Here is a 21,949-nt window from a genome sequence, read left to right on the forward strand (position 1 = left end):
AACCGTGCAGCCACATCTGGCCGGAATGATTTTTAAATGGGGTGGCACACCTTATTATTTACTTTTGCCGCATGCTCACTAAGGAACAAGAAGCAGTAGTACGGAGTTCAGGAAATATAAAGATCAATGCAGTAGCAGGTTCGGGCAAAACAACCACATTGCTGGCTTACGCAGGCGCTCGCCCCGGCCAGCGCATCCTCTATCTGGCGTTCAATAAAGCCGTAAAGCTGGAAGCTGAAAAGAAATTTGCCGATAAAGGATATACTCATGTAAGGGTAGAAACGGCCCATTCCCTGGCCTATTCCTATATCATCCCCGGTTCACCATATACCCTGAAAAAAGAAGGGTATAAGATCCCGGAAATCGCATCCATCCTTGAGCTCACGCAATATACCGGTAAACATACCGGGTACATCATAGCTACCCATATAAATGCCTGGACAGCCTGGTTCTGTAATAGCGATAAGCAGAAACTGCAGGAGCTCGACTATGCTGCCACCATAACCGAGCCCGAAGCGCACGAGTTCGTTACCCGGCATATAAACGTGATCCTGCATCAGTCACGTCTCTTCCTTGATAAAATGAACCGCGCTGCCATTCCCATTACACACGACTTCTACCTGAAGAAATTCCAGTTGAGTAAACCCATCCTGCCTTTCGATACTATCCTTTTCGATGAGGGCCAGGATGCTTCAGAAGCCATGCTGCACGTGTTCCTTTCACAATCCGCTATAAAAGTGATCGTAGGCGACCAGCACCAGCAGATCTATGGCTGGCGTTATGCTGTAAACTCCCTGGAGAAGGTCGATTATCCCACTTTTCAGCTTAGCACCAGCTTTCGCTTTAGCCAGGATATCGCCGACCTTGCCGCCAGTGTTATTGCCTGGAAAAAACGGATCCGTAAACCTGCCCGTATCTCTATAACAGGTGCAGGAAAACCACTTAACAAAGTGGGAACCAGGGCTGTATTGGCAAGAACAAATGCCGGCCTGCTGGTTAAGGCCATTGAAATGCTCATCGAAAAAAAGGAGATCAGGTCTGTTTATTTCGAAGGCCGTATCGAGAACTATACTTATGCCGCCGATGGCGCCTCCATCTACGATGTTTTAAACCTCTATACCGGCGAAAAAGACCGTATTCGCGACCCGCTTATCGCCGCTATGGCTTCCATGGACGAACTGGAAGAATACATCGATAACACCGGCGATGCACAGCTGAGTATGCTGGTCGATCTTGTAATGGAATATGGCCGCAAGATCCCGGGATACATAAAAAAACTGAAAGAAGGTCATCTCGAACACAACGACAAGCACAAGGCCGATATGATCTTCTCCACCGTGCACCGTTGTAAAGGAATTGAGTATGATGAAGTTACACTGGCTGCCGATTTTATTACTGAAGATAAACTGTCAGCATTTATGGCACGCCACGACGACATAGACCTTGACAAGCTCTCCGAGGAAATAAATCTGTTGTATGTTGCCGTCACCCGTACAAAAGGCAACATCAATATTCCCGAAGAACTCCTCAAGCGTAAAGAAGAGGAAGTTGTTGATGAGCAGCAATTGCCAAAACGTACTTTTATCAACACTGCGGCCAGAAGCCGTACTTATCAGGCAGTTGCTATGCCAGGCGCAAAACAACAAAGGCCCTGGAAAAACAGTGAAGATCTCAGGCTGCTTCAGATGTTCGATCAGGGCAAGCCTGTCATCGAATTGGCTAAATTCTTTGCACGCACTCCTGTCGACATCATAAAACGGGTCAAATACCTGCGGGGTGGTTAAACTACTGGTTTCCGCCCGCCTTTTTCCTGTTATAGAGGAAGAACCCGATTTGAATAAGCGCAACAACTGCCGTTATCCCGGTAATCGCTAACGCCACGATCATGATGGCATATCTGAGTGTAGAAAAATGAGAGCTGGATCCTCTTAGCAAAGAACTGTATATAACATACATAGCACAAAACGATACTGCCAGGCGCCACAAGGGTGACTTAGTGATCTTGGATTTCATCTGCGAATATTAAAGCGGAAAATTACCTGAATCTCCGCTCAATCTCAGTCCCATTGGTCCCAATTATAACGCCGGTTACCGGCACCTGCTTGTGAACCAACAATTACAAATTGGTACAACTATTACCCGTCAGGGTAGCGCCTGCGCCTGTAGAGCCGGTTACCGCTGCTTTTACGGCCGAGTTATCAAGCGTATTTAGGGTATAGGGTGGCGCGAAGGCATTGACCCCGTTTCCTGCCGTATTCCCCGTAACGCTGATGAATATATTGTTCTTCTCCTGCACAGCTGTAGAATTGTTGCTCATCAGGTCTATCGGGCGTTTTACATTCTCGAACACGTTGGCCTCTACCAGTATATCCGCTTCAAAGCCCGCCTGCACGCAGCTCGAACTAACTGTACTGTTGAAATAACTGTTTACAACATGTACTTTCCCAAAACGTACCCTTGGCATCCGCGCTACACAGCCGGGAGCCCACCAGCAACGGATAAAACTGATCCGTAAATGCCCCCTGTCGCCGGTGGCATCGTCACTGGAACCTATAAGGTTCGAAAAACGATGATCATTGGAACCGCCGCTGCCGCCCGCACGCGGAGCTTTCAGATAACTGAATTTGCAATAAGTGGCGGTAATATAGTCCGACATATTCTTGAAGTCTAAATTGCCGTCAACACCATCCTGGAACTCACAGTGATCCAGCCATACATTGCTGCAGTTGTCTATGGTCATATTATCCTGGCCATCCACATCATAAGCACCGGCTCCCTCAAATACAAGGTTGCGTATAATGATGTTGCTGCACCTTTTCATATAAATGATGCCCGAATTATTTTGTGTCTGGTCTTCTGACACCAATCTCGCGCCGGGCACACCGAACAGTGTTTTGCCACTTTGATCCTGGAAGCTGATTCGCCCGCCCGATGGAATGGTAATACTTCCACTCACCTGTATCACTTTTACACTTTTGTTCTCGATAGCGGCCTTTAGTGTTGCATAGGTCGACACCACTGTCGCAGTAGCCGATCCACCACCGGTAGTGCCGCCGTTTTGTGATGCCCATCCCGGGGCTGTACACACAGTGGCGGCAGGAGGGGCCTCCGGCCCTGTAGACGAATTGTTCTCTGCCTTCTTTGCACAGCTTAAACATATAAATGCCAATGATATGGCAGCCAGCGGAATGGTAACAAATTGAAGTCTCATATATGACAAGCGGTTAATGGTGGTTACACCAGTTTGATATAACGCCTTAGCATTATAAAAGCAATCATTATCATAACAAATTTGAGTGAACTCCCCGTATCTGTTGTCTTTTTTTGCGCAATCGTTCCCGCTTGCCAGGTACCTGAAACGGTGGTTGTTGCCCAAAACGCTTTAACATTGTATTAACCGGTAGAACTTATGGACATAACCCCGGCTGGCATCTCATTCCTCTTAAAAATATTTCCTATGCGTAACGCACTATCACTCCTCGTAGTTACTACCGGCCTTTTCATGGCTTGTAGTACCCCTTCCAAAGAAAAGCAGATTGAGGTCACCGGTGAAGCTACCATGAAGGTGGTCCCCGACATGGTTGAGTTCTCATTAAGTGCTGCTAATGTTAAACCGGCTATGAAAGATGCCGTTGCCGAAACCCAGGCTGCCGTAAATGAAATCCTCGCCGTCTGCAAAAAATACGTGCAAAGTGAATCCGACATAAAAGTCAGTGCCATCTCCACCAATAAGTCGTACGACTACCGTGGCGGCCGCGACCTTTTTAACGGCTACGAAGCCTCCCAGGTGCTCGACGTTACACTGAAAGATATTACCCGTATGGAGCGCTTTACAGAAGAACTGCTGGCTACAAAGATCTCCCGTATCAACAATATCCGTTATAACCACACGAAGTCAGACAGCATTATGAGAGAAGTGAACCTCCTGGCATTGGAAGATGCCCGCAAAACCGCAGGCAAAATGTGCGATAAAATGGACGTCTCTGTCGGCAAAGTGCTCTATCTCTCCAATTACAACCGTAGCAATGCATTCGATCGCGGTGTAAGTTATGCCGGCTCCGATTATAATCTCCAGCTCTATAACAAGGGTTTTGGTGGCGCCGGTTTCAAAATGACAGCCGAGATCCTCGAATTCAGAGGCAGCGCCTACGCGTCCTTTGCTATAAATTAAAATATTTCTCCTGCGCAACGGTTTATGAAAGGCAGTCGTCATTTTATATAAAAACAACCATGAAATACTTACTGCTCTGTATAACAATAACGCTGGCCGCTGCCTGTGCCAAATCTTCCGGTTCTGCTGCCAATGATTCTCTGGTAGGAGCCTGGCGGATGATAAGATATACGGGCGGAATTGCCGGCGTCGACTTAACATTAAAACCGGAAAACAGGAATACCCTGATTACCTTTTCTCAGGATAGCTTGTATCGTGTCTTCAACAACAATACTTTAATCTTCGAATGCCGGTACACAGAAACCACCGAAGCACAGGATGGAGAAACGATCAAAGTGTTGAACATAAAAAGACCTGAATTCCTCTTGAAAAACCGGATGACGCTTCATAACGACACCTTGTATTTGGTGCCACTCGAAATAAAGGATGCTTTCAATAGCTACTATATCAGGGAGGAATAAATAAACACATTACAGCCGTCACCGGTTGACCGTAATACCGGCGGCGGCTTTCTTTCTGCCGAACATTGTACCTTTGCTGCTAAAACTGGCCATTTTGCAGCGGGTTTCTTCCGAATACAACGAACTGGAATTGTTGAAGTTGATAGCAGACGGCGACGAAAATGCCTTCAGGGAGTTCTTCGTCCGTTACCGCGAAAAGCTTTATTCCTTCGTCTTCCGTATCACTAAATCCGCACACGCTACCGAAGAGCTTGTCCAGGATATCTTCCTGAAATGCTGGACAAACAGGCAGGCCTTTAGCGCAGTCTCCAATCCCGATGGCTACCTTTTCTTTATGGCCAGGAATAAAAGCATCGATTATCTGCGCAAACTCGCTAATGAGTCTGCCATGCTCGAAAAGGTCTGGAAAAATATCGCAGCCTCCCGCAATAGCACCGAAGAACACATCAACATGCAGGAAGTACGCGGCATCATCGATTCCGCCCTGGAACAGTTGACGCCACAAAGACGTACCGTTTTCCATCTTAGCCGTTATGAAGGACTTACCCACCGCCAGATAGCAGAACGCCTGCAGCTCTCCGAAGGTACCATCCGTAATATTATCTCCGAAGTGCTGCAACACGTCCGAACCCGCCTGAAACAACACGACATCACACTGGCGATTGCTTTTTCTATAGTTTTCAATGTGTTATAACTATTTTGCTTTTTTTTCGGTTATTTCATGACATATCCTTTCCCCGTACGTCTTTATTGGTATGGAGGGCATGATAAAGCTTTAATTAAATGGAATTGAACCCCATAGATCAGGAACGTATCGGATATCTTTTAAAGCAGTACGCTGCCGGCAATTGCGCGCGTCCGGAATTGGATGAGCTGATGTCCTTTATACGTAATGCCGGTAAGGATGAACCCTTCCATCAGGCATTATCCGACGAATGGAAGGCAATAACGATACGTACACCGCTGCTGCCGGTAGCCTGGGAACAAATGTTCGATGAAATTATTACAACAGAACCCGCGTCTGAACAACTGCCCGACATGAAACGCAGAGCGGTAAACATATTTCGCTGGACTGCTGCCGCTGCGGTATTGCTCCTCTTAGCAACAGGGGCCATGTTATGGATCAGGAACGGTGAGCTGGCTGCTCCGGCTAAAACCCCGGTTGCTGTTAATGATGTAGCGCCCGGACACGAAGGCGCGATCCTTACGCTCGCCAATGGCAGCGTGGTAATATTGGATACCGCAGCTAACGGTAATATTGCTACCCAGGCTAATGTGAATGTCTCCAAACAAAACGGACAACTGGTATATCACGACAATGCAGCAACATCTGCTGCTGAAACAATGATGAATACGCTTGCAACTCCTCGTGGCCGTCAGTATCAATTGGTCTTGCCCGATGGTACCAGGGCTTGGCTTAATGCGGCTTCATCTATTCAATACCCCGCAGCATTCAGCGCAAAAGAACGCCGTGTGGCAATAACAGGTGAGGTTTATTTTGAAGTGGCTGCAAAAGCAGGCAGCCCGTTTGTCGTTAACGCCGCACAGCAGGAGCTCACCGTCCTGGGAACGCATTTTAATATCAACGCATATAACAATGAAAATGCTATCCGCACAACGCTGCTGCAGGGTAGCGTGCGTATTCAGTCCCAAGACCATAATGGTAATAGCCTGCTGTTAGCGCCTGGCCAGCAATCGGTATTAAATGCAACAGGACTGAAAATGATAGACGTAGAAGCAGAGCAGTTTGTAGCATGGACAAAAGGACAGTTTTGGTTTCATCATGCCTCTGTAAAAGAAGTAATGCAACAGCTGGAACGCTGGTACAATATAGAGGTCGTGTACCAGGGAACTATACCCGCACACGACTTTGGAGGTAAGCTGGAACGTAGCCTGCCGCTATCAGGAATATTACAGTTCCTCGAAAAAAGTGGTATTCACTATAAACTGCAGGAACGTACACTTACCATTATGCCCGATTGATAAAATCCCTGATCAACATAAACAAACCACCAAAACAACTGAAATGATAAAAACTTAAGCCCTGCTCAACAGGGGACATAAAAAACCGGCAACCGACGGCAATCGGAAACCGGTACATGTTATGGCTGCCTGTTATGTTACCAACGCGAATCAGTATCACATTGTTGACTTCCAAAACTACTACAAAAGTATGCGATTTTACTTTTATGGAGTAGCGTGTAACCGCTTTGCTCCAAAACCATTACCCGTTGTACACGAGGATCACTCATCCCGGGTACTTCGGAGAAAACTGCTTATGATTATGAAGCTTACGTCTTTATTATTACTTGTGGCCTGTCTTAACGTCTGCGCAAAAGGCATTGGCCAAAAGGTAAGTTTTACCGGCAGGAATGTGCCGGTAGAGCAGGTGTTTAGTGCCATCGAAAAACAAACAGGTTACGTCGTTTTCTTTGACTACGCAAGCCTCGGCGGTGTAAAAAATGTGACCGTTTCAGTAAAAGATGCCGGCATCACCGAACTGCTGCGCGCCTGCTTTAAAGATGAATCCATCGACTTTAGTATCCAGGGCAGGAATATTCTTATCAGCAGGAAACAACAGGCAGAAGGCTTTGTGCCGCCACCGCCGCCCGTTGATCTCAAAGGTAAGGTGATCGATTCTTTAGGTAATCCTCTGCCAGGTGCCACCATCATGTTCAAAGGTTCTAAAAAGGGCATCCAGGCCGATGAAAAAGGCGAATTCACGCTCAAGGGTATAGGAGAGGAGACGCCCCTGGTGATCTCCTACACGGGCTTTGAAACACGCGAATTGAAAACGCCAAAAAATACGGCAACTACCTTCTATGTGATCCTGAAAGCCAGCAGCAACCCGCTCGACGAAACGGTAGTGCAGGCCTACGGTACTGTCTCCAAACGTTATAACGTTGGCTCCATCGCTAAAATAGGACGCGAAGAGATCCAGTCACAACCCGTAATGAATCCGCTGGCAGCGCTCGAAGGACGTGTGCCAGGCCTCCTCGTTACCACGCAGAGCGGGATCCCCGGCGCTATGATGAAGGTGCAGGTAAGAGGACAGAATACAATAGGTTCTTCTCCAATGTCTCCAACGGCACGCACCCCGGACAATCCGTTGTTTATCATCGACGGTGTTCCCTTTGCTCCCCAGAACAATGCCTTCGATCTGTTACAGAACATCACCTATAACAACGGTAATTACGGCGGCGGCTTAAGCCCTTTCGGTAATATCAACCCCGCCGATATCGAGAGTATCGAGGTGCTGAAAGACGCCGATGCTACAGCCATTTATGGTGCAAGAGGTGCCAATGGTGTCATCATCATCTCTACCCGTAAAGCCAATGTGGGTAAGGTAACCATGAACGGTAATATCTCCTCCGGCTTTAGCCGTGTATCCCGTACTATGCCCATGATGAACACGGAACAATACCTGCAAATGCGCCGCCAGGCCTTTGCAAACGACAAGGCAACACCCGGTCTCAATACCTGGGATTCTTATGCTCCGGATCTGCTGCTGTTCGATCAGAATAAACATACCGACTTTATGAAGGATCTTTTTGGCGGAACCGCAACAACACTGTCTGCAAGCCTCTTCCTGTCCGGAGGTAGCCCTACCAACTCTTTTTCTCTTAGCGCAGGCTATGATAAAGAATCTAATTACTTCCCCGGAACTTTTCTGCACGATCGTATGTCTATTAACTCCGGATTGCATCATAGCTCCTCCGACAGGCGTTTCTCTGCCGACTTTACCACAGGTTACTCTTACAGCCGTAATGCATTGCCGGGCAACCCCAGCATCACTTCTGCATTCACGCTTACTCCCAATTTTCCCGATCTGCTCAATCCAGATGGATCATTGATCTGGGACTATAAGGGAACCGCATACAGCTCTATTATCTCAGGCTTTACAAACCCATATGCTTACCTGAAACAGAAAAGCGATGTAGGTTCGCAAAACCTGCTGACCAACCTCGCCCTTAGCTATCGCCTGCTTCCCGGGCTTACGTTAAGATCCAATATGGGATACAACCTGTTTACAAGCAACGAGTACAGGATCTATCCAATTGCTTCTCAGGATCCTTTTTCTTATTATCTCCGTGGTGTAGCCAACAAAGCCAACTCAAGTAGCTATAGCTGGAACATTGAACCACAGCTTAACTACGTTCGCAAAATAGGCCAGGGTAAACTCGACGTGATGGCCGGTTTAACCTTCCTGAAAATGGCAGGCGGAAGCACAGTGCTTTCCGGTACCAATTACCTGAACGATCAGTTCCTCAACAACATCACCGCAGCAGGTACGATAACAGTATCCGATAGCTATTCCCCGTATAAATACCATGCAGTATTTGGCCGTGTCAACTATATCCACGCCAATAAATATATCCTGAACCTTACAGGTAGGGCCGACGGCTCAAGCCGTTTTATAGAGGGGCGCCGCTGGGCGCAGTTCGGTGCCGTAGGCGCCGGATGGATCTTTACCGAAGAAAACTTCGCGCAGCCACTGCGGTCTGTGCTGAGCTTTGGTAAACTCAGGGGCAGCTATGGCTCTACCGGTAACGACAATGTAGCAGACTATATGTACTATTCCAATTGGAAAGTAATAAGTAACATCAATAACTACTTCGGTAGCCCGGGATACACTCCCACAAACCTGAATAACCCCGACTATAGCTGGAGTATTACCAAAAAGCTGGAGTTTGGTCTCGATGCAGGTTTCCTGAACGATAAAATTCTGCTGGGTGTAAGCTGGTTCCGCAACCGTAGCAGCAACCAGTTGGTGCAGTACGCACTGCCTACACAAACAGGTTTTAACAACGTTACCCGCAACTTTCAGGCAATGATCGAAAACAGCGGATGGGAATTTGTTCTTACTGCAACACCGTTGAAGGGTAAGAACCTTACTATGAAATCTTCCCTGAACCTCTCTGTTCCCAAAAATAAACTGGTAGCGTTCCCGGGTTTAGAATCTTCTTCCTACGGTAACATCTTTGTAGTAGGACAAAGTGTGAGCCTGGTTCGCGGTTACAGTTTTGCCGGTATCAATGAAACAACAGGTATCGCGGAGTTCAATACAAAGGCTGGCGGAAAAACCATGCAGCCTGTTGCTATTAACGGCGATAACAAGTTTATCCTGGGCAACTCCGATCCACGTTTCTTTGGCGGCCTGCGTAATACGCTTACCTGGAAAAAATTGCAGGTAGATATCTTCCTCGAATTCAGAAAACAATGGGGGCCTAACTTCTTTAACTCTCTCGACGGCACACCCGGAGGTATCAGGAACATGCCGGTTGAACTGCTCGATAGCTGGACTAAACCGGGTGATAAAACAAGGTATCAGAAACTAACGCAAACATATGTGGGAGCCGGGCAAACCATGAGCTATCTTAAAATGTCCGACTTCTCATACAGCGATGCCTCTTATATCCGCTTTAAAACCCTCGGTCTTAGTTATACCCTCGATGGCGAATGGCTGAAGAAAATTAAGATGGGCTCCTGCCGCATTTATATGAATGCTCAAAACCTGTTTGTAATAACAAAGTACAGGGGACACGACCCGGAAACGCTGTCTTTCTACTCCATTCCACCGTTAAAAACAATTTCCTGTGGTTTACAATTCAACTTTTAATGATGAACTATCCTAATAAATTTATATACCATAGATCAGCATGGGCATTGTTGCTGCTGCTGGTAATGTCTTCCTGTAAAAAGTTTACAGAGATCCCGACTTCTCCAACTTCATTATCACCGGAACAGGTCTTTGCCGATAGTGCCGATGCTAATGCTGCCATAACAGGTATCTATATTAATATGATTGGTACCTCCAGCAGAATATTGACGATAGGAAATGAGGCTTCCGGTACCTATGCCGGCCTTGCTGCTGATGACTATGATGCCAATACCAGTTATACTTATTACAAGGAGTTTGCAACCAATACGGTAAGTGCAAATAACTCAAACAATAACTCATATCTCTGGTCTTATGCGTATAAGTTTATTTACCAGGCCAATGCGGTAATAGAAGGCGCTAGCGCCAGCAATGGCATAAGCGCTGCTTTTAAAAATAAGATCATAGCCGAAGCGGAGTTTATCCGTGCTTTCTTTCACCTTAACCTGATGAACTTATACGGACCGGTGCCTTTATGCACCGTTACCGACTACAGGGTAACCTCCATCTTGCCAAGGGCCGATACGGGTGCTATTTACCGACAGATAGTAACAGACCTCGAAGATGCCTATACGCGTCTGCAAAACGATCCCCTTCAGTCCAACAAAGTAAGGATTGGCCGCGACGCGGTGAAAGCGCTGCTGGCAAGGGTATATCTTTATCGCAAACAATGGAGCCTGGCTGAAGCCGCTGCTACAGAGCTCATTAATGGTAACTATAGAATGGTAGCGCTCGATAGTGTTTTTCTTACCAATAGCCGTGAAGCCATTTGGCAGGTGCCTTCTACAGCCCCAGGCGACGAAACGGTGCAAAGTGTGGCGCTTATCCCTTACTCTGCTACCAATATACCTACCATGTTTGCTACAACTTTTCTGCTGCAATCATTTGAGCAGGACGATAAACGGAAAACAAGCTGGTTGAAAGCGAACGTGGCGGCAGGTACCAGCTACTACTATCCTTTCAAATACAAACAGCAGACCTCAGGAACGGCAACTACGGTATCTAATCCCCGTGAAGCGCATACGCCCTTACGGTTGGCGGAAATGTACCTCATAAGGTCCGAAGCAAAGTTGATGCAGGCCAATAATACGGGCGCGCTGAACGATCTCAACGAAGTGCGTAAAAGAGCCGGTTTGGAAAATACTGCCGCCAGCTCAGATGCCGATATTATGAAAGCCATCATGCACGAACGTAGAGTGGAATTGTTTGGTGAGTGGGGCCATCGCTTCTTCGACCTGAAACGCACAGGTACCATCGATGCGGTGCTTGGCGCAGAGAAAACCGGTTGGAGATCTTCCTATGCCTTGTTCCCGATTCCTTACAATGAAACACTGCTGAATCCTTTCCTAACGCCTAATCCCTGATAACAACAGCTACATCCGGATAACAGTATTGCTCATCTGAAGAAGAGCATGATTCATTAAAAATAGAAAATGGTGAAGATGAATTCTTTCACGCATGCCAACCGCCTCATGGCGGCTGGTATGCTGGTGTTTTGCCTGCACGGTAAAGCACAACAGCCTGCACAACAACCCGTGCAGCAGGCACAACAATCACAGCAGGTGCAACAATCTCTGCAACAGGCACAGGCGCCCCAATTACCGCCGGTTTTTAGCTGGGATAAGCCTGTTCTTTATCACGGCGATACCCTGCATGTCGTTTACAGGCCCCGTGGCCCCGTTAACACTCCTGTGAAAGGCTTCGCCTATCTGTATAAGAATTTCGAATGGAAAGGTTACGACCTCTCGTTAACGAAAACGGATACCGGGTGGATAGGCGAAAAACAGATCCCCGAAGGCGCCGCACTTATCTGCTTCCGCTTCTACGTTGCCGATACCATCGACAAGGGTAACAGGTGGCCTTATGTATTGCTCATTCATGATAAGAACAAACGTATGACACCCGGCGCATACACCGAATATGCATTGATGCGCCGCAGGGATATAAAAGGATATATGTCCGATCTGGTCCGCCCCGAATCATTGATCGAACCAAGAGTAGCTGTTGCGTTATACGTGGCAAAGGAATGGGGCGACCTCACCGTAAGAAGGAATATGTTCTATCGCATCTGCATGTCTGTGAAAGAATATTTTCCGCCGGAAAAAGGTGACTCCATCATCCGTAAGGGCGCAGCTGAAATAGCAGCGCTGCCCGATATAAAAGAACAGGAACTTCTTACCATTCAGCGTATCTATAGCCGTATTCTGAATAACAATGATGCTGCCGACTCCATAATGAAAATTATCCTGGCGAAATATCCCAACGGCATCGCATTCCGGCAAAAGCAACTGGGCGATGTCTACCGTATCATGGATAAGGAAAAGCATCTTGCCGCATGGGATAAATTCCTGGAAACCTATCCCGCTTCAAAATATAACTGGAACGAGTTTACCGATCCGGTATGGGGTGAGAATTCATTTTTTGCCAATAGCTTCACCTTTCAGGGCAATACAGCATTTATGCAACACAACCTGGCCGAAGTAAAAAGGCTGGGTACGCTGGCGCCATTGGAATTGCTTCCTTACCTGTACATGCATTATGTGATGTTTCCTTTCCACCAGGTACAGCCCATGATCACCGATGCCGAAGCCTACGATATCGCAAAAGTGTATATGGATCGTATGCTGAAACTTCTGAATGATCCCAATCCCGAAGTGTCCAAACGCGGCATCTATGCGCCTTCCGAATGGCCTCGTCCCTTCATGGTAAAAGATTATGAGGTGTTCGCACATCATGTGAAACTGCTTTTCGAAAACAGGGAATATGCCGCCGCCTCGAAATTGGCTGCGCAGGTATTTGACATTATCCGCTACAGCGATGTTGTCTTTAACGATGTTTATGTAAAGCTCCTGCTACGCGAAAAGAAAAATAAGGAAGCATTGGAATACATCCATGGTGCAATTTATGCAAATGCCTTTACCGCCGAAATGATAAAGACCCTGAAAGCTGATTATCTCAGGAATGGAAAGGATGAAAAAAACTTCCCTGCTTATGTGATATCCCTGAAATCAAAAGAAAGCATAGAGAAAGAACAGCAGGCCATCCGTAAAGCAATGGTTACTGTTCCGGCACCTGCCTTCAGCTTGTCTGATAAAAACGACAATAAAGTATCATTGGCCGGATTGAAAGGCAAGATTGTAGTGCTCGATTTCTGGGCTACCTGGTGCCATCCTTGTAAAGCAGCCATGCCAGGCATGCAAATGGCAGTGGATCACTTCAAAAATGACAAGGATATCGCTTTCTATTTTATCTCTACACTCGAACAGAATCCCCGTTATAAAATAATGGCCGACTCTTTTGTTACGGCTAAAAAATATGACTTTACCGTACTATTCGATAATAAAACGGATAGCTCAGACAGAAACGACCAGGCCTTCGAAGAATATAGGAAAGTGCTGCACTTCAACGGTATCCCCGAAAAAGTGATCATCGATAAAAATGGCATCATTCGCTGGTGGTCAAGTGGTGGATCTGAAAATCATATTGCGCTTGCCGAAGAGATCAAATATGTTGTCGAACTCCTGAAGAACGAGCCGGAGAGTAAAGCGACGGCAAAATAAGTGGTGCCCAAACGACTGGAACGAGTACAAAGAACCTGCTAACAAAAGCCGTATTACCGGTAGCGCCGGGAAGCTCCTTCCCGGCGCTGGCACCGCAGGCATACAAAGCCCGTCTCTTCACTGCGCCGCCGCCGCTTGTTTACTAAAGAGTGATGATGTTCAGCCTGATGCTCCCGTCAGGGCTATTGTTTCATTTGTCTTTGCGTGAATAAAAAACACTTTATAGATTTTTATCTGTAACAAAGAATTGTAAAAATATTTTAACAGAAAGTTTGGATATTAAAGAATTCAATTATCTTTGCCTCAGCAAAATAAAAAGAAATGGTACGTCTACATTTAAATATAAATAGGCAAGTAAGCTTTGGTCCTCTTGGACTTGGCGGCTGCGGGGTTAGTAGCGTATATAAGTAGAGCATATAAACTCATTATATAGGAACCCCGCGCTACTGCGGGGTTTTTTATTACCTGCCTTATAAGATAATCCCACACTGTAATACTTCATATCTGCATCGGCTGAATGGCAATGGATCAGCTGTATGTGAAGCCATGTATTGCATTCAACTCATTACTGCCGGTAGTTGACGCTGCCTGCAAAAAAGCTTCCTTAACGGGAAGATGGCATGTATGCTGTAACAGCGGCGAAGCCAGGGCTTCTGTATAGCCCGGCAGTGCAACAGGTATGCCTGCTTGTATACTGTTGTCTGTTGCAGGTATGGGCCACCAGGACGTGTGTTGAAGGTTCAATTCCTTCTATGGTTAAGTGCCATATAGCTCAAATGGTTAGAGCAACCATCCATTCATGTGGGTTCGAATCCCATGTCTCATCCTGTGAGATTGGCGGAATTGGTAACGCAAAGCACTTAGGATGCTTGAATCAGGGAAGCCGGTATCGCTTCTTTAAAATAGATACCACGAAAGACAGCTTTGTTTTCCCGGCTTTGTAATCGACTGCCGGGGGGCAAGGTCAGCAAAGCAACTGGTATAACACCAGCAGACGCCTGTCGGTTTTATCTGCTGTTATTGCTAAACATAAATGAACAATAACCACGTTAATGCCAAAGAAGGTCTCCGTGATCTTACTGGTGGGAAAACAAACGCTGTCTTTTTAATTTGTTCACAACTAAAACAATATAAAATGAAAAGGGTAAGAGTAAATGCCCTCCAGGTAGCGCTGGTGTTTAAAAGAGGTCGCTACCTGCGTATGCTTACAGAGGGTGTTTATTGGCTTGGTTTTTCCGAAAAGCTGATGGTATATAATACAACAGAACAATTTATACCTGGTTACGAACTGAATGTTCTGTTACAGGATAAGCAGCTGGCCGATGCACTGCATGTGGTTGAAGTAAGCAATACCGAACTGGTGCTTCTGTACGAAAACGGGCTCTTCAAAAAAGTGCTCACAGCAGGCAGGTATGCCTTCTGGAAACATCCCGTACAATATCAGTTTGTTAGGGCCGATCTGTCTGAAATCGAGATCACTGAAAATATTAACCGTGCTATCCTGCTCGATAAGCTGGTGGCGCCTTATGTTCGCACCGTTACGGTAGAAAGTTATGAACTGGCGCTCCTGTATATCGATGGTAAGTATGTGCGTGTTCTTGAGCCTGGTGTTTATTACTGGTGGAAGAATAACATTGCTATTACACTGCAGCGTGCCGATATGAGACTGCTTCAATTGGAGATCAATGGACAGGAGATGCTCACGCGCGATAAGGCTGCACTCCGTATAAATGCATATGCGCAATACAGGGTAACCGATATCGAAAAAGCAATGCAGAACAAAGAGTACGAAAAACAAATCTACGTCTTGTTTCAGCTTGCATTAAGGGCATATACAGGTACACTTACGTTCGATGAGTTGCTGGAAAGAAAGGATGCTATTGCTCCTTTTGTACTTGACAACTTAAAGGCAAAAACAGAAGCAATGGGCTTAACTGTTTATGACTTCGGTATCAGGGATATTATCCTGCCTGGCGATGTAAAAGACATCATGAACCAGGTGCTGGTAGCCGAAAAAAGAGCGCAGGCAAATGGCATCACAAGGCGGGAGGAAACTGCAAGTACACGTAGCTTGCTGAATACAGCAAAGCTGATGGAAGAAAACCAGATGCTGTGGAAGCTGAAAGAAATGGAGTACGTTGAAAAGATCGCTGAAAAGATCAGTACGATCAGTGTCAACGGCAACGGACAATTACTCGATCAGTTGAAACAAGTGTTTATTTCCAATAAATAGAAGAGGAGGGTAACCTCCTCTTTTTATTTTTAACATTTGTTACTGATATTATTTTATTCTTTGTATTAAAGTGAATTTTATTCGGTGAACCACTCTTTGTTTTCAGTGAGTCTGAAAAGTTCAATTCCCACATTAATGTATGTTGCTTGCACCAACCATCACAAATATGAATTTTGTGTAAAAAAAACGAAACTTATTGTCTTACACTAGCTTACCTGCATCGTCGTAAATCGCTCAAATGGCCGCTGCTATTGCATTCTTGCGCATGGAACCCTATCTTAGCATATATGAAGAAAATAAGAGCAGGCCTGCTTGGCTTTGGTAAAACAGGTAGTTTGGTAGCTAGAGAGCTATTGAACGATGCCCGCTTTAACCTGAGCTGGGTGATCAGGAGATCAGGACATGAAAAGGGCAAATTCGCTAGTAAGTTGTTAGACTTTAACTACGATAGCGCCCGCGTGTATGCTGCCAGTCAGATCAGCGACAGTTTTCATGACGATCACCCTGTAGACGTAATTATTGATTTCTCAGGTCCTTCAGGTGTATCCCTTTACAGGAAGCCTGTACAGAATGGAGTGAAGATTGTATCCGCCATCTCAAAGTATGAGCCCGCACAGATCAGTCAGATCCGCGAGTATGCAAATCATACAGCTATAGTACATTCTCCCAACATTACTGTTGGTGCAAACTTCCTGATAGTGGCCTCCCGCTTACTGCAAAAGATTGCACCCCATGCCGATGTGGAAATAGTGGAGTCTCATTTCAAAGACAAACCCGAAGTATCAGGAACTGCACTGAAAATGGCCGATGCATTAGGTGTTGAAGGAGAAAGGGTACATTCCCTCAGGGCCGGAGGTATTGTAGGTAAACATGAAGTTGTTTTTGGTTTGCCCAACCAAACCATACGCCTCATTCACGAAAGTATTCACCGCTCCGCATTCGGACAAGGCGCCATCTTCGCAGCACTATGGCTGCAGGATAAAAGCCGTGGCTTATTCTCCATGGAAAATATCTTCGCTAACATCCTCGGCGGTCAATCTTTCTACTAAATAATGCCGGACTGCACTTAAGTAGTCCGGCTTTACCGCCAGCGCCCTTCCAAACTCCATCGGAAATTTCCCGATTTCGGCAGCAATCCCGCTGCACTTCCCTGACATTTGTAGTTCGTTTCCTGTTGGATTGCATTTTTCATTGAACAAGAAAACTCGTATCACGGTATGGCTGCTGTGGCTAAAAAGAAAAAATCAAACCGTTCCCTGTTCTATCGTATATCGGCATGGCTGCATCTGTGGCTGGGGTTGATAACCGGTATTATCGTTATCATCGTTTGCCTTACCGGCTGTATCTGGTGTTTCAATGAAGAGATCACTTCCATCCTTGAACCTGAAACACGCGTCGCAAAGCAGGAAAAACCGGTCCTGCCGCCTTCCCGCCTGATGGCGATCGCTGCTTCCGAACTCAAAGATTATCGTGTCACAAATTATAGCGTTTACCAGGGCAAAGTTTTCGAAGTCTATGCCCAGCCGCTAAACGTCAAAAGCAATGCAGGTAACGCCAGGCTTTATATCGATCCCTACACCGGTCAGGTAATTAAAAAACGCATTTACGAAAAAGGAGAGGTGCCTTTCTTCCGCTGGATCCTCAACGGCCACCGTTTCCTCTGGTTCCCATGGAAATTAGGCCGCCCTATAGTGAATTATAGCATCCTCATCTTTGTAATTACACTCATCACCGGCATTGTGTTATGGTGGCCGCGAAAATGGACGAAAGCAACCCGTGAACAGGCTTTTAAGGTCAAATGGACAGCAAGTCTCAAACGTGTCAACTACGACCTGCACAATGTCTTTGGCTTTTATTCCCTGCTCATACTCCTGGTCATTTCGCTGACAGGAATGGTATGGGGCATCGAATGGTTCAGTAAAGGAACCTATTGGCTGACAACAGGTGGACAAACCTTACCGCCTTACTCGACCGTATCCTCCGATACAACAAGGCCGGGTAAAGGTTATCTCCCCGAACAGGCGGCAGACATTGTATGGAACAAAGTTGTATCCGCCCACCCGGGAGCAACCGGCTTTTATATGTCATTACCCGATACGGCTGAGCGCAAGTCTTCATTCTTCGTATCTGTTTATCCCAAACGTGGCGTGTTCTATAATTTCAAACGATATACCTTCGATCAGTACAATGTAAAGGAACTGAAGCCCGAGAAAGAAGGCGTCTACGATATGTCATACGAAACAGCCTCCGTAGGCACAAAGCTCCGCCGTCTTAACTACGACATTCATGTCGGAGCTATCCTGGGCCTGCCCGGCAAATTCCTGGCCTTCTTTGCCAGTCTTATCGGCGCCTCTTTACCCATTACCGGCTTCATTATCTGGTGGGGCAAAAAGAAAAAGAAGAAAGGCGGCAAACACCAGCGCAAAACAGTGCTCTCCCAACACAAAACTCACGCATCAGCCTAAATAACAATCACCGTTATAGAACAAAAAGTCTTCCCGCCTGACGCAGGAAGACTTTTTAATAAGCAGGGGATAGGGTTGTTTAAGAAATTAATCGTATTTATCTTTTACATATTTCGAAATATAGGTGCTCAAACCCTTCCCCGCAGCAGCTAACTGTTTCATCTTTTCAACATGGCGCATACCTGCCCCCTCGTAACTATAAGTATACGTTCTGTCTCCTCCGGAGAATTTAACAACGATGTAAGCATTACCTGTTTCGTATCCCAGGACGCCTGAGTTTCCGCTTAAATTCTTATACCGTTTCATAATAGGCTCATTGGCTTGCGAATTACTATAACTTCTCTACTCCAAGAAAGTTAAGGATGATTTTCTCTGCTTCGTCTTTCGAACTGGCATAAGGATGTAATTCAAAACGCTTTACTTTGGAGGCCTCCAGCCACTCTGTCCAGAATAATTGAATGATCTCCATATCTGTAGGCAGCACAGTGGCAGTACCGCCTTTCGATAAAGAACGATCATATAATTCCATTACTAACACCTCAAGGTTCTTTAGGTTTTCATTGGCCACAGGTTTTATCTGGAATTTTTTACTTTTCCTTAAAAAGTCCCGCATATTAGTTACCCCCGACGATAGATAAGCTTTTCTAAACCGGTCAATGGTGTTTTTGCTTAAGTCAACACCTTGCCCGAATATCCCTGCTTCAATATACCCGTCTGTCGCTAAGATCAGTACATTCCGATAGGTATTAATGAAAACATTCGATTCATACCTCACAGCCGCTTCAGGCGCAAGCACACGTTTGTTGTCTATTCCCTGGTTAAAATAACTCCAGATATCTGCACCAAAGTTCTCCTTTGCCGCAAGCCCGTTCATTTTCTGGAATTCAGCTCTCATGTCGCCAATGTCTTTCCTTAATGTTTCTTTTACTCCATTTCTCTCCGCTATATAGGCGATCCGCTCATTTTGATTTTTGAACCTTCCGAAATCAATAAAAAGCTTATCCGTATTTACCGCATATTGAGTGATCAGGCCTTTGTTGATAAAGTCAACGAGTAATTTATCTTTTTGATTTTCCGATCTTTTGCAGCGAAGGATCGAAGGGTAAAGATTTTGAGTGACAATGGAAAGAATATCCCCGTCGTTAAGTGGTCTTTTATAAAGAGTTGGATTGACCCGATTTGACAAATCAGAAGAAAAAATAAGATTGAAATGTACCGTATTGTAGGTTTTGCCGGCAGCTGCCACGTGCATAGCAGGTTCTGTCATCTGGCATTGCAGAAAGGAAAGCAGTAACAGCGATCCTGCGAAAATGAGTTTATGCATCTTGGTTGATTTTTACACGTTTGTCAATGACATTGCTGGCAAGTTTTTCGTCTTGCCACTCTGTTGCAACCTGGGCAGCCTGGCTTGCCTTAAGACTCGCCTTCGATACGGCATATTCCTGGAACAGCAGATCATTCCATCCCTCCAGGAATATATTGATGCGGTCTTTTAATGCGTCAAGGGAAATACGGATATTATCCGACTGCACACGTGTTGTATAAATCGCCGCAATTCTGTCTATTGTTGCAGACGCCTGAATAAGTTGTTGTTTTCTCTTTTGAAGATCCTGGTTTAATGATTGCGGAAGGTTCGATAGCTCAAGATCTATATGTTTTATTTCCGCTTTTAATTGTATTGAATGCTTTTCCAATACGGCGACCTCTTCTTTTAATATAGCTATCTTCTCCAGGTTGCTGTTAAGCTCTTCTTGTAGATGTTTGACGGCAAGCCTGTTCGATAGGGTAATGTTATCCGGGTTGCGCTCTTCAAAAATGCTTATGAACTTCTTGAATACAACCTTGAACAGAAATAAGCCGGCAGCGCCAAATACAAATACAAGATAAAAATGGGGATCAGCAAAAACCATTTGAAACTTCCAGGGCACGTTAACGGTACCGCGGGAGTAATTTATCTCGTAAATAGTTTGAGTTACTTGATACGCAATAACGGCATCTGCAAAAAGGATCAGCACCGTAAGCGCGGCCTTACCCAGCTTCGACCATCTGGAGCGGGCATATTGGTCAATAACAGATAAGATGATGAGGAGGAGAGGGAAGGCGAGAATGAACATTGGCGTCGTGCCTCCTCTTTCAAAAGCCTTATGTAAGGCCTTGGAATCAAAGATCTGGGTAGCAGCCACAGGTATGTTTTGCAACTGCTGCTCGGCTGCGTCCTGGGCGCTGAAGAGTAAGATGTAAGCACCCGATGAATAGAAAAGAAAGATGTAAAAAACTAAGACGATTCCAAATAACATTGTGGGAATGAATTCGAACCATTTGAACTTGGGCCTTAGGATAGCACCCTCTTTCTCTTTTATCTGTTTGTCTAATTGATAATTCTTTTCTTCTAAAACAGGGATCTTGTCCTGCCTGATCTTCTCGATACTTTTGCTGGTAACTTCCAATTCCGTTTCCTGGTTCGTTCGCGATACCTCTAGGTTGGTTTTGCCGATTACATGCGCCCGCTCAAGGAAGTCAATTTGTATCTCGCTGTTCCTGGTTATATTGTCCTGGCTCTTGATTCGCTGCTCTTCAATCTTTGCAACCAGCCGGGTTTTCTTGTCTTCAACAACATCGATGTCATTGATGAAAACATAATACAGGGTATCAAAAGCCTTGTATAACACCTGGTGATCGCCATTATTAGCATTGCATCGCGAGAAACCATGTTCCCGCAGCAACTTCCGGTCAAAATTCCTGATCTCCGCAGCGATCATCGTATCCAGCACCTGCTCAAATTCCATCCCGGCCTTTGCGGAAACATCTACGGGAATACCCTTCGGTAGCTCTGCTCTGGAAACAGCTATAGTAGGCTTACTTACAGGTTCTCCATTTTGTTCAAGAATTCGGTTTTTAATCTCATGGAAATTCTCAATGAGCGAACGGATGGTCTCACTATGGTTGGTGCTGATAATACTCTCATGATTATTCTTTTTTGCATTGACACTCCAGTTGTAGGAACCATGAAGAGCGATCCGTTGGTCAATAACGCAGAACTTTTGGTTCATAATGCCATAACCACTGTTCTTTATCTTGTAAACAAAAGCTCCTTTTGATACAAGTAAACCGAAGTCCAGCTTCTCATTCTCCTGGTTATCCGCAATAATAACTTCCACGCGAACCCCCTCCGCTAGCTTTCCCAACAGAATATTAAAAAGATCTTCATCTGTAAACCACGCAGTAGCCAGTAGTATTTCAAATGTAGCCTTGTACAATTCGCTTTGTATACAGGCATAGATCTCCTTATTGTCATTAATGACTTTTTGATCAATTGTTTCCATTATGATGTAGGTATTAAGTTATCGCTCCCATCTGCAAACCGTTTTGCCATTCTCTTCGGCACTTTCTTTTTTAATCC

Annotated in this window: 17 protein-coding genes; 11 read left to right on the forward strand and 6 right to left on the reverse strand. The window is 45.7% G+C overall.

What is annotated here, in order from left to right; genetic code table 11:
• Positions 1 to 71: 71 nt before the first annotated feature.
• Positions 72 to 1,784 carry a UvrD-helicase domain-containing protein gene (locus tag ESB13_RS02470; protein WP_129001452.1) on the forward strand — a complete coding sequence of 571 codons (1,713 nt, stop codon included), beginning with the start codon at positions 72 to 74 and terminating at the stop codon, positions 1,782 to 1,784.
• A gap of 1 nt (position 1,785) precedes the next feature.
• On the opposite strand, the gene ESB13_RS02475 is transcribed toward ESB13_RS02470, so the two are convergent.
• Positions 1,786 to 2,013 (reverse strand): hypothetical protein, encoded by a 228-nt coding sequence (locus ESB13_RS02475; protein WP_129001453.1) that lies wholly within the window; start codon positions 2,011 to 2,013, stop codon positions 1,786 to 1,788.
• A gap of 103 nt (positions 2,014 to 2,116) precedes the next feature.
• A complete protein-coding gene (locus ESB13_RS02480; RefSeq protein WP_129001454.1) occupies positions 2,117 to 3,211 on the reverse strand; it encodes a pectate lyase family protein in 1,095 nt (364 codons plus the stop codon).
• Between the two features lie 246 nt (positions 3,212 to 3,457).
• Between ESB13_RS02480 and ESB13_RS02485 the strand changes: the two genes are divergently transcribed.
• The 7 genes from ESB13_RS02485 to ESB13_RS02515 all read left to right on the forward strand — a co-directional run bounded on the left by ESB13_RS02485 (position 3,458) and on the right by ESB13_RS02515 (position 13,851).
• The gene (locus ESB13_RS02485) at positions 3,458 to 4,171 is read left to right on the forward strand and encodes an SIMPL domain-containing protein (protein ID WP_164974070.1); all 714 of its coding nucleotides are present in this window, start codon (positions 3,458 to 3,460) and stop codon (positions 4,169 to 4,171) included.
• 59 nt (positions 4,172 to 4,230) lie between these two features.
• The gene (locus ESB13_RS02490; RefSeq protein ID WP_129001456.1) at positions 4,231 to 4,632 is read left to right on the forward strand and encodes a hypothetical protein; all 402 of its coding nucleotides are present in this window, start codon (positions 4,231 to 4,233) and stop codon (positions 4,630 to 4,632) included.
• A 94-nt stretch (positions 4,633 to 4,726) separates the two neighbouring features.
• Positions 4,727 to 5,326 (forward strand): RNA polymerase sigma factor, encoded by a 600-nt coding sequence (locus ESB13_RS02495; RefSeq protein WP_164974071.1) that lies wholly within the window; start codon positions 4,727 to 4,729, stop codon positions 5,324 to 5,326.
• Between the two features lie 89 nt (positions 5,327 to 5,415).
• Complete coding sequence (locus ESB13_RS02500; RefSeq protein ID WP_129001458.1) at positions 5,416 to 6,615, forward strand: FecR family protein; 1,200 nt, start codon at positions 5,416 to 5,418, stop codon at positions 6,613 to 6,615.
• Positions 6,616 to 6,916: 301 nt separating this feature from the next.
• The gene (locus tag ESB13_RS02505) at positions 6,917 to 10,252 is read left to right on the forward strand and encodes a SusC/RagA family TonB-linked outer membrane protein (protein ID WP_164974072.1); all 3,336 of its coding nucleotides are present in this window, start codon (positions 6,917 to 6,919) and stop codon (positions 10,250 to 10,252) included.
• The gene (locus ESB13_RS02510; RefSeq protein ID WP_129001460.1) at positions 10,252 to 11,655 is read left to right on the forward strand and encodes a RagB/SusD family nutrient uptake outer membrane protein; all 1,404 of its coding nucleotides are present in this window, start codon (positions 10,252 to 10,254) and stop codon (positions 11,653 to 11,655) included. Before ESB13_RS02505 ends, ESB13_RS02510 begins: the two co-directional genes overlap by 1 nt.
• 69 nt (positions 11,656 to 11,724) lie before the next feature.
• The gene (locus tag ESB13_RS02515; RefSeq protein WP_129001461.1) at positions 11,725 to 13,851 is read left to right on the forward strand and encodes a TlpA family protein disulfide reductase; all 2,127 of its coding nucleotides are present in this window, start codon (positions 11,725 to 11,727) and stop codon (positions 13,849 to 13,851) included.
• Between the two features lie 528 nt (positions 13,852 to 14,379).
• Here ESB13_RS02515 and ESB13_RS02520 read toward each other — a convergent pair.
• Positions 14,380 to 14,595 carry a hypothetical protein gene (locus tag ESB13_RS02520; RefSeq protein WP_129001462.1) on the reverse strand — a complete coding sequence of 72 codons (216 nt, stop codon included), beginning with the start codon at positions 14,593 to 14,595 and terminating at the stop codon, positions 14,380 to 14,382.
• Positions 14,596 to 14,986: 391 nt separating this feature from the next.
• Between ESB13_RS02520 and ESB13_RS02525 the strand changes: the two genes are divergently transcribed.
• From ESB13_RS02525 to ESB13_RS02535, 3 genes are all read left to right on the forward strand, one after another.
• Positions 14,987 to 16,084: a slipin family protein gene (locus tag ESB13_RS02525; protein ID WP_129001463.1), complete on the forward strand. Its 1,098-nt coding sequence runs from the start codon at positions 14,987 to 14,989 to the stop codon at positions 16,082 to 16,084.
• A gap of 287 nt (positions 16,085 to 16,371) precedes the next feature.
• On the forward strand, positions 16,372 to 17,133 hold the full coding sequence (locus tag ESB13_RS02530) for a 4-hydroxy-tetrahydrodipicolinate reductase (protein ID WP_129001464.1): 762 nt from the start codon (positions 16,372 to 16,374) through the stop codon (positions 17,131 to 17,133).
• Between the two features lie 168 nt (positions 17,134 to 17,301).
• Positions 17,302 to 18,549 (forward strand): PepSY-associated TM helix domain-containing protein, encoded by a 1,248-nt coding sequence (locus tag ESB13_RS02535; protein WP_129001465.1) that lies wholly within the window; start codon positions 17,302 to 17,304, stop codon positions 18,547 to 18,549.
• Between the two features lie 87 nt (positions 18,550 to 18,636).
• Here the strand turns inward: ESB13_RS02535 and ESB13_RS02540 are convergent, their stop codons facing one another.
• The 3 genes from ESB13_RS02540 to ESB13_RS02550 are packed head-to-tail and all read right to left on the reverse strand — an operon-like array spanning position 18,637 to position 21,872.
• The gene (locus ESB13_RS02540; RefSeq protein ID WP_129001466.1) at positions 18,637 to 18,855 is read right to left on the reverse strand and encodes a hypothetical protein; all 219 of its coding nucleotides are present in this window, start codon (positions 18,853 to 18,855) and stop codon (positions 18,637 to 18,639) included.
• 25 nt (positions 18,856 to 18,880) lie between these two features.
• Positions 18,881 to 19,873, reverse strand: a complete 993-nt coding sequence (locus tag ESB13_RS02545) for a hypothetical protein (protein ID WP_129001467.1) — start codon at positions 19,871 to 19,873, stop codon at positions 18,881 to 18,883.
• The gene (locus tag ESB13_RS02550) at positions 19,866 to 21,872 is read right to left on the reverse strand and encodes a phospholipase D-like domain-containing protein (protein ID WP_129001468.1); all 2,007 of its coding nucleotides are present in this window, start codon (positions 21,870 to 21,872) and stop codon (positions 19,866 to 19,868) included. The genes ESB13_RS02545 and ESB13_RS02550 overlap by 8 nt, the downstream gene beginning before the upstream one ends.
• Between the last annotated feature and the right edge of the window lie 77 nt (positions 21,873 to 21,949).

It is taken from the genome of Filimonas effusa, assembly GCF_004118675.1.
Lineage (GTDB): Bacteria > Bacteroidota > Bacteroidia > Chitinophagales > Chitinophagaceae > Filimonas > Filimonas effusa.